Origin of the sequence: Pseudomonas sp. NPDC087358 (assembly GCF_044900785.1) — a bacterium.
Taxonomy (GTDB): domain Bacteria; phylum Pseudomonadota; class Gammaproteobacteria; order Pseudomonadales; family Pseudomonadaceae; genus Aquipseudomonas.
Genome location: NZ_JBJDOA010000003.1, coordinates 163,734 through 177,533, shown reverse-complemented (window position 1 = coordinate 177,533; position 13,800 = coordinate 163,734). Strand labels below are relative to the sequence as shown.

Here is a 13,800-nt window from a genome sequence, read left to right as displayed (position 1 = left end):
TCGCTATGGATATCGGGATGATTCGAGGCCTGGGCACCGTTGTGGTGATGGTTGCCTTTATCGGCCTGGCGCTGTGGGTGTTCAGCCCGCGGCGCAAGGCTGAGTTCGACGACGCAACGTTGCTGCCCTTTGCCGACGATCCCGAGGCCATCAAGCACCTCGAGCAAGCGAAAGCTTCCAGGAGCAACAAACAATGACTACGTTTTGGAGCCTGTACGTCACCGTGCTGACGCTGGGCACGATCTTCTGCCTGACCTGGCTGCTGCTGGCGACCCGCAAGGGCCAGCGCGCCGAATCCACCGAAGAGACCGTCGGCCATTCATTCGACGGCATCGAGGAATACGACAATCCGCTGCCCAAATGGTGGTTCATGCTGTTTGTCGGCACCATCATCTTCGCCCTGGGCTACCTGGTGCTGTACCCGGGGCTGGGCAACTGGAAAGGCATGCTGCCGGGCTACGACTACGTCGATAACGACAAGCAAACCGCCTTCTCCAACGGCCAGCCGGGGTGGACCGGCGTGCACGAGTGGGAAAAGGAAATGGCCCGCTCGGACGCGCGCTTCGGTCCGATCTTCGCCAAGTTCGCCGCCATGCCCATCGAGGAGGTCGCCAAGGACCCGCAAGCACTGAAAATGGGTGGCCGTCTGTTCGCCTCCAACTGCTCGGTGTGCCATGGCTCCGACGCCAAGGGCGCGTACGGCTTCCCCAACCTGACCGATGCCGACTGGCGCTGGGGCGGTGAGCCGCAAACCATCAAGACCACCATCATGGGCGGACGGCACGCGGTGATGCCGGCCTGGGGCGAAGTGGTCGGCGATCAGGGCGTACGCGATGTATCGGCCTACGTGCTGACTCAGCTCGATGGCCGCAAACTGCCGGATGACGCCAAGGCAGACCCGGCCGCGGGGCAGAAAATCTTCGCCGCCAACTGCGTCGCCTGCCACGGGCCGGAAGGCAAAGGCACCCCCGCCATGGGCGCGCCGAACCTGACCCACCCCGGCGCGTTCATCTACGGTTCAAGCTTCGCGCAGCTGCAACAGACCATCCGCTACGGCCGTCAGGGCCAGATGCCGGCGCAGGAACTGCTGCAAGGCAACGACAAGGTGCATCTGCTGGCCGCCTACGTGTACAGCCTGTCGCATGGGGATAAGGCGGTGGAGGGGCAATAGTTCGCACGGTTGCCGCCAACGGCCCCGCCGTCGTGAACAAGCGGGGCTGTTCATCGGTTACACATTAAATCTTGAGCAGGCGGAGCGAGAGGCTTAGGATGCCAACCGTTAAGGTAGCAACGTAACTACATATAGCAACAAAGGATGACGCCCATGATCACTACTATTTCCAGCCGTGAGTTCAACCAGGACACCAGCGGCGCCAAAAAAGCTACCAAACAGGGACCGGTCTTCATCACCGACCGCGGGCGCCCGGCTCATGTATTGCTGACCATCGAGGATTACCAGAAGCTTGCTGGCGGCTCAGTCAACATCGTCGACATGCTGGCAATGCCAGGCATGGAAGACATCGAATTCCAGCCCGTTCGAAGCCCGATCAGCCCACGTGAAGTGGATCTGCTCTGATGTACCTGCTCGACACCAATGTCGTCTCGGAACTTCGAAAAAACCACAAGGCCGATCCGAATGTAATCAGATGGGCACGGCAGATCCCCGCGACCAGCCTCTACCTGTCTGCAATCACCGTGCTGGAACTGGAAGCCGGAATACTTCGACTCGAGCGCCGCGACAGCGCTCAGTCGGTGCTGCTCAGAACATGGCTCGAGCACCATGTTCTCCCGGCATTTTCGGGACGTATCCTGCCTGTTGATACGGCGGTTGCTTTCAAGTGTGCGCGTCTGCATGTGCCGGATTCGCGCAGTGAGTCCGATGCGATGATTGCCGCCACCGCCCTGGTACACGGCATGACAGTGGTGACGCGAAACACCGCCGATTTCGCGGGCAGCGCAGTTGCCTTGATCAATCCGTGGATCAGTCAATTGAACGAACAACGAGCGCCTTATGGCGTGCATGGATGACCACCATGCTGCAAGCCCCGATTGAACTGCCCGCGTTGCGGTTTGATCTGCATCAACCACCGCTGTCGATCGTGCACCGACTGACCAGAGCCCGCAGCCTTCGACTAAACTGAAGAGCGAGCCATGCGCTATGACAACCACTCGATGATCCTGGTCGGCATGTACTGACCGGGGCATTTTTTTCGCTGTCCCGTGACGTTTCGATGAGCACGCTTCAATGAGTATGCTGCGATGAGCCCTCAGATTCCGGTCCACAACGTCACGCCGCCAGCAAAAAACGACGGCGACACCGTTGACCTCTACGCCTCTCGGGAGAAGATCTACACCCGTGCGTTCACCGGTCTGTTTCGCAACCTGCGGATCGGCGGCGGGATTGCGCTTTTCCTCCTGTATTTCGGCACCGTGTGGCTCGACTGGGGCGGTCATCAGGCGGTCTGGTGGAACCTGCCCGAGCGCAAGTTCTACATCTTCGGCGCCACTTTCTGGCCGCAGGATTTCATCCTGCTCTCAGGCATTCTGATCGTCAGCGCCTTCGGGCTGTTTTTCATTACCGTCTTCGCTGGCCGCGTGTGGTGCGGCTATACCTGCCCGCAAAGCGTCTGGACCTGGATTTTCATGTGGTGTGAAAAGGTCACCGAGGGCGATCGCAACCAGCGCATCAAACTGGACAAGGCGCCGATGAGCGCCGGCAAATTCTCGCGCAAACTCGCCAAGCACGGCTTGTGGTTGCTGATCGGTCTGGTCACCGGGTTGACCTTCGTCGGCTACTTCTCGCCGATCCGCGAGCTCACCATGGACTTCTTCACCGGCCAGGCCGACGGCTGGTCGTATTTCTGGATCGCTTTCTTTACCCTTGCCACTTACGGCAATGCCGGCTGGCTGCGCGAGCAGGTGTGCATCTACATGTGCCCCTACGCACGCTTTCAAAGTGTGATGTTCGACAAGGACACACTGATTGTTTCCTACGACCCACGTCGAGGCGAGAAACGTGGCCCGCGCAAAAAGGAACTGGACTACAAGGCCCAGGGCCTGGGCGACTGCATCGACTGCACCATGTGCGTACAGGTCTGCCCGACCGGGATCGACATCCGCGACGGCCTGCAGATCGAGTGCATCGGCTGCGCGGCCTGTATCGATGCCTGCGACACCATCATGGACAAGATGAGCTACCCGCGCGGCCTGATCAGCTACACCACCGAGCACAACCTGTCCGGGCAGACCACGCACACGTTTCGCCCTCGGCTGATTGGCTATGCCGTGGTGCTGCTGGTGATGATCGGCGTGCTGACCGGCGCATTTTTCATGCGCTCGCTGGTGGGCTTCGACGTCAGCAAGGACCGCGTGCTGTACCGAGAAAATGCCGAAGGGCGAATCGAAAACGTCTACAGCCTGAAAGTGATGAACAAAGATCAGGTCGACCACACCTACGTACTGGACGCCACGGGCCTGCCGGACCTGAAACTCCAGGGTCGGCGCGAAATCAAGGTGTCCGCCGGGGAAATCTTCAGCATGCCGGTGGAGCTGTCGGTCTCGCCCGAGCAATTGCCGTCGAGCACCAACGAGGTCAGATTCATCCTCAAGGACATCGAAAACAGCGGCACCGAAGTACAAGCCAAGAGCCGATTCATCGGCCCACAAGTTCGTTGAGAGATGTCAGACATGACCGTAGCAACTGCCTCAAGCCCCTGGTACAAGCATCTTTGGCCATGGATCATCATCGCTATCCTGACCTGCTCGGTCACCCTGACGCTGTCGATGGTGACCATTGCCGTGAACCACCCCGACAATCTGGTCAGCGACAACTACTACGAGGCCGGTAAAGGAATCAATCGCTCGCTGGACCGTGAACTGCTCGCGCAAACCCTGAAGTTGCGCGCCTCCATCAGCCTGGATGACGTCACCGGGGAGGCCGATCTGCGGTTGACCGGCAACAGCCAGCCGGAAACGCTGGTGCTGAATCTGATCTCGCCGACCCAGCCTGAGAAAGACCGCAAGGTCGTGATGGCGCGCAACCCGGCGCAACCGGGACGGTACGTCGGGCAACTGAGCGACCGGGTCGAAGGCCGGCGCTTCGTCGAGCTGCTGGGCGTGGAAAACAGCCAGACCTGGCGCCTGTTCGAGGAGGAAGCCATCACCCGCAACAAGGACCTGATCCTGGGTGACGAACCGATTCAAGGTGCGGAAGCTGCCAACAAGTGAACCATCCGTGTCTGTGACCACCCCTTGCTTCCACTGCGCCCTGCCCGTTCCGCCCGGACGCCGTTTCAGCGCTGTGGTCCTTGGAGCGTCTCGCGAATTCTGTTGCCCGGGTTGCCAGGCGGTGGCGCAGACCATCGTCCAGAGCGGCCTGGAAAGCTACTACAGCCATCGCAGCGAAGCCTCGGTCAATCCGCAAACCCTGCCCACGCAGCTGGCTGATGAGCAGGCGCTGTATGACCGCCCCGATGTGCAGGCACCCTTCGTGCGCCACGACGAGGATCTGGCCGAAACCACGCTGCTGATCGAGGGCATCAGTTGTGCGGCCTGCGGCTGGCTGATCGAGCGTCATTTGCGCACCCTGCCTGGCATCGCCGAAGCTCGCCTGAACCTGTCCAGCCACCGTCTGCATGTACGCTGGCATGACGCAGACCTGCCGCTGAGCCAAGTGCTGAGCCAATTGCGCCACATCGGTTACGCCGCGCATCCCTATCATGCCGACCGGGCCACTGAACAGCTGGCCAGGGAGAACCGCCGCAGCCTGCGCCAGTTGGGGGTCGCGGGGCTGCTGTGGTTTCAGGCGATGATGGCGACCATGGCCACCTGGCCGGAATTCAACGTCGACCTGAGTCCCGAGATGCACACCATCCTGCGCTGGGTGGCGATGTTTCTGACGACGCCTATCGTTTTCTATAGTTGCGCGCCCTTTTTCAAAGGCGCCCTGCGAGACCTGCGTACCCGCCACCTGACCATGGATGTGTCAGTGTCGCTGGCCATCGGCATGGCCTATCTGGCCGGGATCTGGACCGCGATCAGCGGTGTCGGCGATCTGTATTTCGACGCAGTGGGCATGTTTGCGCTGTTCCTGCTGACCGGGCGTTATCTGGAACGGCGGGCCCGCGAACGCACGGCTGCGGCCACCGCGCAGCTGGTCAACCTGCTGCCGGCCTCCTGCCTGCGTTTGAAGGAAGACGGGCAGAGCGAGCGCATCCTGCTCAGTGAGCTGCGCCTCGGCGATCACGTGCTGGTGCATCCCGGTGCCATCCTGCCAGCCGACGGCCAGATCATCGCCGGCCGCTCAAGCGTGGATGAGTCCCTGCTGACCGGCGAGTACCTGCCACAGCCACGTGTCCAGGGGGATGCGGTCACCGCTGGCACATTGAACGTCGAGAGCGTGCTGACCGTCGAGGTCCGCGCCCTTGGCCACGACACTCGACTGTCTGCCATCGTGCGTCTGCTGGAGCGTGCGCAATCGCAGAAGCCACGGCTGGCGCAGATTGCCGATCATGCCGCGCAATGGTTCTTGTTGATTTCGCTGCTGTTGGCTGCCGGGATTGGCCTGCTGTGGTGGCAACTGGACCCGCATCGCGCGTTCTGGATCGTCCTGTCGATGCTGGTTGCCACCTGCCCTTGCGCGCTGTCGCTGGCCACGCCGACTGCCTTGACCAGCGCCACCGGCACCCTGCACAAACTCGGCCTGTTGCTGACCCGCGGGCACGTGCTCGAGGGCTTGAATCAGATCGATACCGTAATCTTCGACAAGACCGGCACGCTGACCGAGGGGCGGCTCACGCTCAGGGCCATTCGCAGCCTGGGGTCGTTGAGCAGCGACGACTGCCTGTGCCTGGCGGCGGCGTTGGAAAATCGCTCTGAACATCCGATTGCACGCGCCTTCGGCAACACGCCGCTGACCGCCGATGAGGTGACCAGCGTCCCGGGGCTGGGGCTGGAAGGTCAGATCGACGGTCGTCGTGTGCGGATCGGCCAGCCGGCGTTTGTCTGCGCACTGAGCAACAGTCCCGTGCCGCCCATGCCCGACGAGCCGGGCCAGTGGTTGCTGCTGGGAGACGCCGCGCAGGTGCTGGCCTGGCTGGTGCTCGATGACCGGATGCGCGAGGACGCTGCGGCGTTGGTTGATGCATGCAGACAGCGCGGCTGGAAAACCCTGTTGCTGTCTGGCGACAGTTCGCCAATGGTGGCCAGGATTGCGGCGCAGCTGGGCATCGACGACGCCCGTGGCAGCTTGCGACCCGACGACAAACTGCGCGTTCTGCAACAGCTCAGGGCGCAGGGGCGCAAGGTCTTGATGATCGGCGATGGGGTCAATGACGTGCCGGTGCTGGCGGCCGCCGACATCAGCATTGCCATGGGCTCGGCCACTGATCTTGCGAAAACCAGCGCCGATGCCGTGTTGCTGTGCAACCGCCTGCAAGTGCTGGTACAGGCGTTCGTGCTGGCGCGGCGCACCCGGCGCATTATCATCGAGAACCTGCTGTGGGCCGGGCTGTACAATGGCTTCATGTTGCCCTTCGCTGCCCTTGGCTGGATTACACCGTTGTGGGCGGCGGCGGGGATGTCCATCAGCTCGCTGATCGTGGTCCTCAATGCCTTGCGCCTGACCCGCGCGAAGGCCGGCCAGCTGCCTGCGGCCAGCGCCAGCAGCCGCCCGTTACCGGCTTGAACACACGTCGAATCCCGGAGGTTCAATGCCAGCGCTCTACATCATGATTCCGGTCGCCCTGTTGATCGTCGCCGTGGCGATCTACGTGTTCTTCTGGGCCGTGGACAGTGGGCAGTACGACGATCTGGACAGCCCCGCGCACAGCATCCTGTTCGATGATCAGGACCCCGGGCACCAGGCCGGCGTGGATGAGGCGTCAAGCAAGCCCTCAGCGACGAAACAGGACGACCAACCATCATGAACGGCTCCTGCCGAGGTGCGACCGGGCGGACGACATCGCGAGCAAGCTCAGGCCTACAGGGGGCGACGGTCCCTTGCAGGCGTGAACTTGCTCGCGATGGCGTCGGCACAAGCACCCCATCAGCGGCAGGCGCCAACCATGCCTGACCTCTTCCCCCAACTGCTGTCCGCGCTGATCCTCGGCTTGCTCGGTGGCGGCCATTGTCTGGGCATGTGCGGCGGCCTGATGGGCGCCCTTACGCTGGCCATCCCCAGGGAACAGCGCAGCCGACGTTTCGGGATGCTGCTGGCCTACAACCTGGGTCGGGTTTTCAGCTACACCTGCGCCGGCTTGTTGATCGGCTTGGCGGGCTGGGCGGTTGCCAACAGTCCGGGGGCGATGGTGCTGCGGGTGGTGGCGGCATTGCTGCTGATCAGCATGGGCCTGTATCTGGCCGGATGGTGGAGCGGCCTGACGCGCATCGAAGGGCTGGGGCGCTGGCTGTGGCGTTACATCCAGCCGCTGGCCAGCCGCCTGCTGCCGGTATCGAGCACACCGCGGGCCTTGCTGCTCGGCGCGCTGTGGGGATGGCTGCCGTGCGGTCTGGTCTACAGCACGCTGTTGTGGTCGGCCAGCCAGGGCAGCGCACTGAACAGCGCGCTGCTGATGCTGGCGTTCGGCATTGGCACCTGGCCCGCGCTGCTGGCCACCGGGCTTGCCGCCGAGCGCACCCACGCGCTGCTGCGCAAACGCAGCCTGCGGGTGACCGGAGGTTTGCTGGTGATTGTATTTGGCCTGTGGACCCTGCCCGGCCCGCATCAGCATTGGTTGATGGGGCATTGAGCCCGCGGCACGCCAGCGCACCCTCAGTGGCGACGCACACTCGACCTGCTGTTGGTTCTGTCCTGAGGGTAGCCGGCTTGCTGGCTTGCACATGAGCACTTGCCTTGACCCGAAAACGGCAGGGGTCATCCATTGACCCAGATCAACAAAGCGCATCGACGCATTCCCTAAACTGCCTTTACCGCCAGCCTTCTCGGGAATGCCCCCATGCTCGACGACCTTCGTTGGGACTCTGAACTCATCCGCCGCTACGACCTGACCGGACCGCGTTACACCTCCTACCCCACTGCGGTGCAGTTTCATACACAAGTAGGCGCCTTCGATCTGCTGCATGCGCTGCGTGACAGTCGTAAGGCGCTGCGTGCGCTGTCCCTCTACGTGCACATCCCGTTCTGCGCCAACATTTGTTACTACTGCGCCTGCAACAAAGTCATTACCAAGGACCGAGGCCGCGCCAAAGCCTACCTGCAACGGCTTGAGCACGAGATCCAGATGATTGCCTGCCACGTTGACAGCCGTCAGGTGGTCGAGCAGTTGCACGTGGGTGGTGGTACGCCGACCTTCCTCAGTCATGTCGAACTGCGCCAGCTGATGGCGCACTTGCGCAAGCATTTCACCCTCCTGGATGAACACGCGGGTGACTACGGCATCGAAATCGACCCCCGCGAAGCCGACTGGTCGACCATGGGCCTGTTGCGCGAGCTGGGCTTCAACCGCGTCAGCCTTGGCGTGCAAGACCTCGACCCGTTGGTGCAGCGCGCGATCAACCGTCTGCAAGGTCTGGACGAAACCCGCGCCATCGTCGAAGCGGCGCGCACGCTGCAATTTCGCTCGGTGAATATCGACCTGATCTACGGCCTGCCCCTGCAGACCCCGGATGGTTTCGCCCGGACCGTGGATGAAGTCATTGCGCTGCAACCTGATCGGTTGTCGGTGTTCAATTATGCGCATCTGCCCGAGCGCTTCATGCCGCAGCGGCGGATCGACACTGCGCAACTGCCAAGCGCCGAACACAAGTTGCAGATCCTGCAGCGCACCATCGAACAGCTGACCGGTGCCGGCTACCGCTACATCGGCATGGACCACTTCGCCCTGCCCGACGACGATCTTGCGATTGCCCAGGAAGAAGGCACGCTGCAGCGCAACTTTCAGGGTTACACCACCCATGGCCATTGCGATCTGATCGGGCTGGGCGTTTCGGCCATCAGCCAGGTGGGCGATCTCTACGCGCAGAACAGCAACGATCTGACCGATTACCAGAATGTACTGGGCAGCGATCTGCTGGCGACCAAGCGCGGCCTGCTGTGCAATGCCGACGACCGCGTGCGCAGGGCAGTGATTCAACAGCTGATCTGTCACTTCAGCCTGGATTTCGCCAGCATTGAAACGGCCTTTTGCATCGACTTTCGCGGTTACTTCAATGATCTCTGGCCCAGGTTGCTGGGCATGGCCAGGGACGGGCTGATCCACCTGGACGCCAACGGCATCCGCGTCACGGCGTCCGGGCGCTTGCTGGTGCGCTCGATCTGCATGGTGTTCGATGCGTACCTGAGCCTGCAAAACCGCCAGCAGTTTTCCAGGGTGATCTAGAAGAAGCTTGAGTCCAGCACCCGCAATCATTTTCACGCCATGCAGGGCGCAGGCTGGTCGGCGCGCCGAGCGGCGGGTTACCCTTACGACTTATGTGTGTTTTGCCACAAGGAATTACCCGATGTCTGAGCCAGTAAAGTTGCGTGCTCATACCCAGGCTCACTGCAAGGACTGCAGCCTGGCCCCGTTGTGCCTCCCGCTTTCATTGAACCTGGAAGACATGGATGCACTGGACGATATCGTCAAACGTGGCCGGCCGTTGAAGAAAGGCGAGTTTCTGTTTCGCCAGGGCGATGCCTTCAACTCGGTGTACGCCGTGCGCTCCGGTGCGCTGAAGACCTTCAGCCTGAGTGACGGCGGCGAAGAGCAGCTCACCGGCTTTCACCTGCCCAGCGAACTGGTCGGGCTGTCGGGGATGGACGCCCAGGCCTATCCGGTGTCGGCCCAGGCGATGGAAACCACCTCGGTCTGCGAAATCCCCTTCGAGCGCCTGGACGAATTGTCGGTGCAACTGCCGCAATTGCGTCGTCAGTTGATGCGGGTCATGAGCCGCGAAATTCGTGATGACCAGCAGATGATGCTGCTGCTTTCCAAGAAGACCGCCGATGAGCGCATCGCCACGTTTCTGGTCAATCTGTCGGCGCGGTTCCGCGCACGGGGGTTTTCCGCCAATCAGTTCCGCCTGAGCATGTCGCGCAACGAAATCGGCAACTACCTAGGGCTGGCGGTTGAAACCGTTTCGCGGGTTTTCACCCGCTTTCAGCAGAACCAGCTGATTGCCGCCGAAGGCAAGGAAATCCACATTCTGGACCCCATCGGGCTGTGCGCACTGGCGGGCGGTTCGCTGGAAAGCTGATGGCGAGATGCACCGGGCAGGCTTAGACTAGCGACTTTTGCTTCAGTCTCCTGCCCAGGATCCCTCGATGATTTTCGACGAATTCAGCTTCAAATCCCTGATCCGCCCCGTGGTCGATTTCCCCAAGCCGGGCGTCATCTTTCGTGACATCACCCCACTGTTCCAGTCGCCCAAGGCCCTGCGCCTGGTGATCGACAGCTTCGTGCAGCGCTATATCGACTCGGAATTCACCCATGTTGGCGCCATGGATGCCCGGGGTTTTCTGATCGGCTCGATCATCGCCTACGAACTCAACAAACCCCTGGTGCTGTTTCGCAAGCAAGGCAAGCTGCCGGCTGACGTACTGGCCGAGGGTTATCAGACCGAATATGGCGAAGCGTTTCTGGAAGTCCACGCCGACAGCCTGTGCGAGGGCGATTCGGTGGTGATGTTCGATGACTTGATCGCCACCGGCGGCACCCTGATCGCCGCCGCCAACCTGATCCGGCGCATGGGCGCACGGGTGTTCGAAGCCGCCGCGATCATCGACCTGCCGGAACTGGGCGGCTCCCAGCGTCTGGAAGACATGCAAATCCCGACGTTCTGCCTGACCCGGTTTGCGTTGAGCGACAAGTAAACCGCCGACAACACCTCTTCTGTGGGAGATTCTATGGTTTCAAACAAGCTCCTCAAGCAGTTTTGGACTATTGCGCCGCCTGCTTTTGATTCTGGCCGCAGGCCGTGGGAGCTTGGCTTGCCAGCGATCTGCCGGGCACCGGCAGTAGAGTCAGATGGCGCGGCGGGCCAGGTGCACCGCGTCCACAGGCTTTGCTGGCGCTTCGCGCCAGATCGTCGGCAAGCCAACTCCCACGCCCTCCGGGCAGAAGCGGGTAAACATCTGACGGCCGCGTGCAGAAGCAATCGACCCCTGTTGCGCCGCCTGCTCTTGATTCTGGCCGCAGGCCGTGGGAGCTTGGCTTGCCAGCGATCTGCCGGGCACCGGCAGTAGAGTCAGACGGCGCGGCGGGTCAGGTGCATCGCGTCCACAGGCTTTGCCGGCGCTTCGCGCCAGATCGTCGGCAAGCCAACTCCCACGCCCTCCGGGCAGAAGCGGGTGAACATCTGACGGCCGCGCGCAGAAGCAATCGACCCATGTTGCGCCGCCTGCTTCTGATTCTGGCCGCAGGCCGTGGGAGCCGGCTTGCTGGCAAGTGCGTTGTGTCAGTCAACACTGATGTGCCTGACCTGACGCATTCGCCAGCAAGCCGGCTCCTGCAGGGAATGAAAACTATCTCAGAGCTGTATCGGCTTACGCCCGGCAAACGAATGCGCCAGCGTGCCGCCATCGACCATCTCCAGCTCACCACCCAGCGGCACGCCGTGGGCGATGCGCGAGGCGATCAGGCCTTTGTTGTTGAGCAACTGGGCAATGTAGTGAGCGGTGGCCTCGCCTTCCACGGTGGGGTTGGTGGCCAGGATCACTTCGCTGAAGCTGCCCTGCTCCTGGATCCGCGTCATCAGTTGCGGAATACCAATGGCCTCGGGGCCAAGGCCGTCGAGGGGCGACAAATGCCCCTTGAGCACGAAGTAGCGACCGCGATAACCGGTCTGCTCGACCGCGTACACATCCATCGGCCCTTCCACCACGCACAGCAGGCTGTCATCGCGGCGGGGATCGGAGCACTGCGGGCAAAGCTCCTCCTCGGTAAGGGTGCGGCACTGCTTGCAATGGCCGACGCCTTCCATGGCCTGCGCCAACGCCTGGGCCAGGCGCGAGCCGCCGCTGCGATCGCGCTCAAGCAACTGCAACGCCATGCGCTGGGCGGTTTTCTGACCGACGCCTGGCAGAATGCGCAGGGAGTCGATCAACTGGCGAATCAGGGGGCTGAAGCTCATCGAGGAAAAGTCTCACAAAAACACGAGACGCGGTTTATACCCGCGCCTCTGACAAGCGTCAAATCACGCTCATGACACCTTGACCACCAGCTTGCCGAAGTTCTTCCCCTCCAGCATGCCGATGAACGCATCCGGGGCATGCTCCAGGCCTTCGACCACGTCTTCGCGGAACTTCACCTTGCCGTCCTTCACCAACGGCAGCATGGCCTGCATGAATTCTTCCAGGCGATGGTAGTACTCCTCGTAGACGATAAAACCCTGGATCCGCGCGCGCTTGGTCAGCAACGTGCGCATCAGCAAAGGCAAGTGATTCGGGCCTTCGGGCAGCCGTTGCGCATTGTACTGCGCGATCAGCCCGCACAGCGGCACCCGTGCGTGCTCATTGAGCAGCGGCAACACCGCCTCGAAGACCTTGCCGCCGACCAGTTCAAAGTAAATGTCGATGCCGCTGGGGCAAGCCTCACTCAACTGCTCGGCGAAGTGCTCACTCTTGTGATCGACACAGGCGTCGAAACCCAGCTCATCCATCACGTAACGACACTTGTCGACGCCGCCTGCGATACCCACCACTCGCAGGCCGTGAAGCTTGGCGACTTGGCCGACCACCGAGCCCACGGCGCCGGATGCGGCTGCGACCACCAGGGTTTCCCCTGCCTGGGGTTTGCCAATGTTCATCAGGCCCATGTAACCGGTGATGCCCGGCATGCCGAGCACGCCAACGGCCATCGACGGGCTGGGCAGGCCCTCAGGCATCGGCATCAGGTTCTTGCCGTCGGAAATACTGTGGGTTTGCCAGCCGGTCTGACCCACCACCAGATCACCGACCTTGAAAGCGGGGTGACGCGACTGCTCGACCACACTGGCCGCTCCACCCTCCATCACTGCATCGATTTCCACCGGCGGCGCATAGGACGGTGCGTCGCTCATGCGACCGCGCATGTAAGGGTCAAGGGAAAGGTACAGCGTGCGTAGCAGTACCTGGCCGTCTTCCAGGTCGGGCAACGCCTCGCGTTCCAGGCGGAAGTTTTCCGGCGTCGGTGAGCCCTGGGGGCGGGAGGCGAGGACGATACGCTGGTTGAGGATCAATTCTTGCGACATCGGGAATAGCTCCTTGAATGACTATAGAAAGCAGACCGTCGCTGTCCAGAGGGGTTCGGTTGGATGTGGCGGGTAATATGACACGCGTCATCAGCCGGGTGAACATCGACAGTGGCTGATGATCGGTACCCGTGCGCCTTGCCCGCGGTGGCGTCGCTGCAATCGTTACCGTCGGCAGGCCGAACGGCCACAGGCGCCTGAGGCGAAAACCGGATGGCCGAAACGCCTGGCCCACACGCAAAAATGCCAGGCACGGGGCCTGGCATTGGGCGTTGCTACCTGCGCTCGATCAGAACGGCAGTTTCATGCCCGGCGGCAGCTGCATCCCGGCAGTCATGCTGGCGGTTTTTTCCTGGCTTGCTGCTTCGATCTTGCGCACCGCGTCGTTGACGGCGGCGGCGATCAGGTCTTCAAGGATTTCCTTGTCTTCCTGCATCAGGCTGTCATCGAGGCTGACGCGTTTGACGTCGTGACGACCGGTCATTACCACGCTTACCAGGCCTGCGCCCGATTGGCCGGTCACTTCAGCATTGGCCAGTTCTTCCTGCATCTTGGCCATTTTTTCCTGCATTTGCTGAGCCTGCTTCATCAGGCCAGCCATGCCACCTTTCATCATGGGAGTTCTCCTCGAGA

15 protein-coding genes are annotated in these 13,800 nt (G+C 61.9%); 12 read left to right on the top strand and 3 right to left on the bottom strand.

Annotation, left to right across the window (positions count from 1 at the left end; translation table 11 throughout):
* The first annotated feature begins 5 nt into the window (after positions 1-5).
* The 12 genes from ACI2KS_RS07670 (at position 6) to ACI2KS_RS07615 (ending at position 10,810) form a co-directional block, all read left to right on the top strand.
* Positions 6-197 carry a CcoQ/FixQ family Cbb3-type cytochrome c oxidase assembly chaperone gene (locus ACI2KS_RS07670; RefSeq protein WP_074755401.1) on the top strand — a complete coding sequence of 64 codons (192 nt, stop codon included), beginning with the start codon at positions 6-8 and terminating at the stop codon, positions 195-197.
* Positions 194-1,171 (top strand): cytochrome-c oxidase, cbb3-type subunit III, encoded by a 978-nt coding sequence (gene ccoP / locus ACI2KS_RS07665; protein ID WP_404618762.1) that lies wholly within the window; start codon positions 194-196, stop codon positions 1,169-1,171. The genes ACI2KS_RS07670 and ccoP overlap by 4 nt, the downstream gene beginning before the upstream one ends.
* A 153-nt stretch (positions 1,172-1,324) precedes the next feature.
* Positions 1,325-1,576: a type II toxin-antitoxin system Phd/YefM family antitoxin gene (locus ACI2KS_RS07660; RefSeq protein WP_404618760.1), complete on the top strand. Its 252-nt coding sequence runs from the start codon at positions 1,325-1,327 to the stop codon at positions 1,574-1,576.
* On the top strand, positions 1,576-2,028 hold the full coding sequence (locus ACI2KS_RS07655) for a type II toxin-antitoxin system VapC family toxin (protein ID WP_404618758.1): 453 nt from the start codon (positions 1,576-1,578) through the stop codon (positions 2,026-2,028). The genes ACI2KS_RS07660 and ACI2KS_RS07655 overlap by 1 nt, the downstream gene beginning before the upstream one ends.
* 231 nt (positions 2,029-2,259) lie before the next feature.
* Entirely contained in the window at positions 2,260-3,675 is a 1,416-nt protein-coding gene (gene ccoG, locus ACI2KS_RS07650; RefSeq protein WP_404618756.1) for a cytochrome c oxidase accessory protein CcoG, read from the top strand.
* 12 nt (positions 3,676-3,687) lie between these two features.
* Positions 3,688-4,227: a FixH family protein gene (locus ACI2KS_RS07645; RefSeq protein WP_404618754.1), complete on the top strand. Its 540-nt coding sequence runs from the start codon at positions 3,688-3,690 to the stop codon at positions 4,225-4,227.
* Between the two features lie 7 nt (positions 4,228-4,234).
* Positions 4,235-6,685, top strand: coding sequence for a heavy metal translocating P-type ATPase (locus ACI2KS_RS07640; protein ID WP_404618752.1), 2,451 nt, complete (start codon positions 4,235-4,237; stop codon positions 6,683-6,685).
* 25 nt (positions 6,686-6,710) lie between these two features.
* On the top strand, positions 6,711-6,926 hold the full coding sequence (ccoS, locus tag ACI2KS_RS07635) for a cbb3-type cytochrome oxidase assembly protein CcoS (RefSeq protein WP_404618750.1): 216 nt from the start codon (positions 6,711-6,713) through the stop codon (positions 6,924-6,926).
* 138 nt (positions 6,927-7,064) lie between these two features.
* Positions 7,065-7,748, top strand: a complete 684-nt coding sequence (locus tag ACI2KS_RS07630) for a sulfite exporter TauE/SafE family protein (protein WP_404618748.1) — start codon at positions 7,065-7,067, stop codon at positions 7,746-7,748.
* 207 nt (positions 7,749-7,955) lie between these two features.
* On the top strand, positions 7,956-9,338 hold the full coding sequence (hemN, locus tag ACI2KS_RS07625) for an oxygen-independent coproporphyrinogen III oxidase (protein WP_404618746.1): 1,383 nt from the start codon (positions 7,956-7,958) through the stop codon (positions 9,336-9,338).
* Between the two features lie 121 nt (positions 9,339-9,459).
* Positions 9,460-10,194 (top strand): fumarate/nitrate reduction transcriptional regulator Fnr, encoded by a 735-nt coding sequence (gene fnr / locus ACI2KS_RS07620; protein ID WP_404618744.1) that lies wholly within the window; start codon positions 9,460-9,462, stop codon positions 10,192-10,194.
* Positions 10,195-10,261: 67 nt separating this feature from the next.
* Positions 10,262-10,810 (top strand): adenine phosphoribosyltransferase, encoded by a 549-nt coding sequence (locus tag ACI2KS_RS07615; protein ID WP_404618742.1) that lies wholly within the window; start codon positions 10,262-10,264, stop codon positions 10,808-10,810.
* Positions 10,811-11,466: 656 nt separating this feature from the next.
* On the opposite strand, the gene recR is transcribed toward ACI2KS_RS07615, so the two are convergent.
* The 3 genes from recR to ACI2KS_RS07600 all read right to left on the bottom strand — a co-directional run bounded on the left by recR (position 11,467) and on the right by ACI2KS_RS07600 (position 13,783).
* A complete protein-coding gene (recR, locus tag ACI2KS_RS07610; RefSeq protein WP_404618740.1) occupies positions 11,467-12,069 on the bottom strand; it encodes a recombination mediator RecR in 603 nt (200 codons plus the stop codon).
* A 69-nt stretch (positions 12,070-12,138) separates the two neighbouring features.
* On the bottom strand, positions 12,139-13,167 hold the full coding sequence (locus ACI2KS_RS07605; protein WP_404618738.1) for an NADP-dependent oxidoreductase: 1,029 nt from the start codon (positions 13,165-13,167) through the stop codon (positions 12,139-12,141).
* A 289-nt stretch (positions 13,168-13,456) separates the two neighbouring features.
* Positions 13,457-13,783, bottom strand: a complete 327-nt coding sequence (locus ACI2KS_RS07600; RefSeq protein WP_062385680.1) for a YbaB/EbfC family nucleoid-associated protein — start codon at positions 13,781-13,783, stop codon at positions 13,457-13,459.
* Between the last annotated feature and the right edge of the window lie 17 nt (positions 13,784-13,800).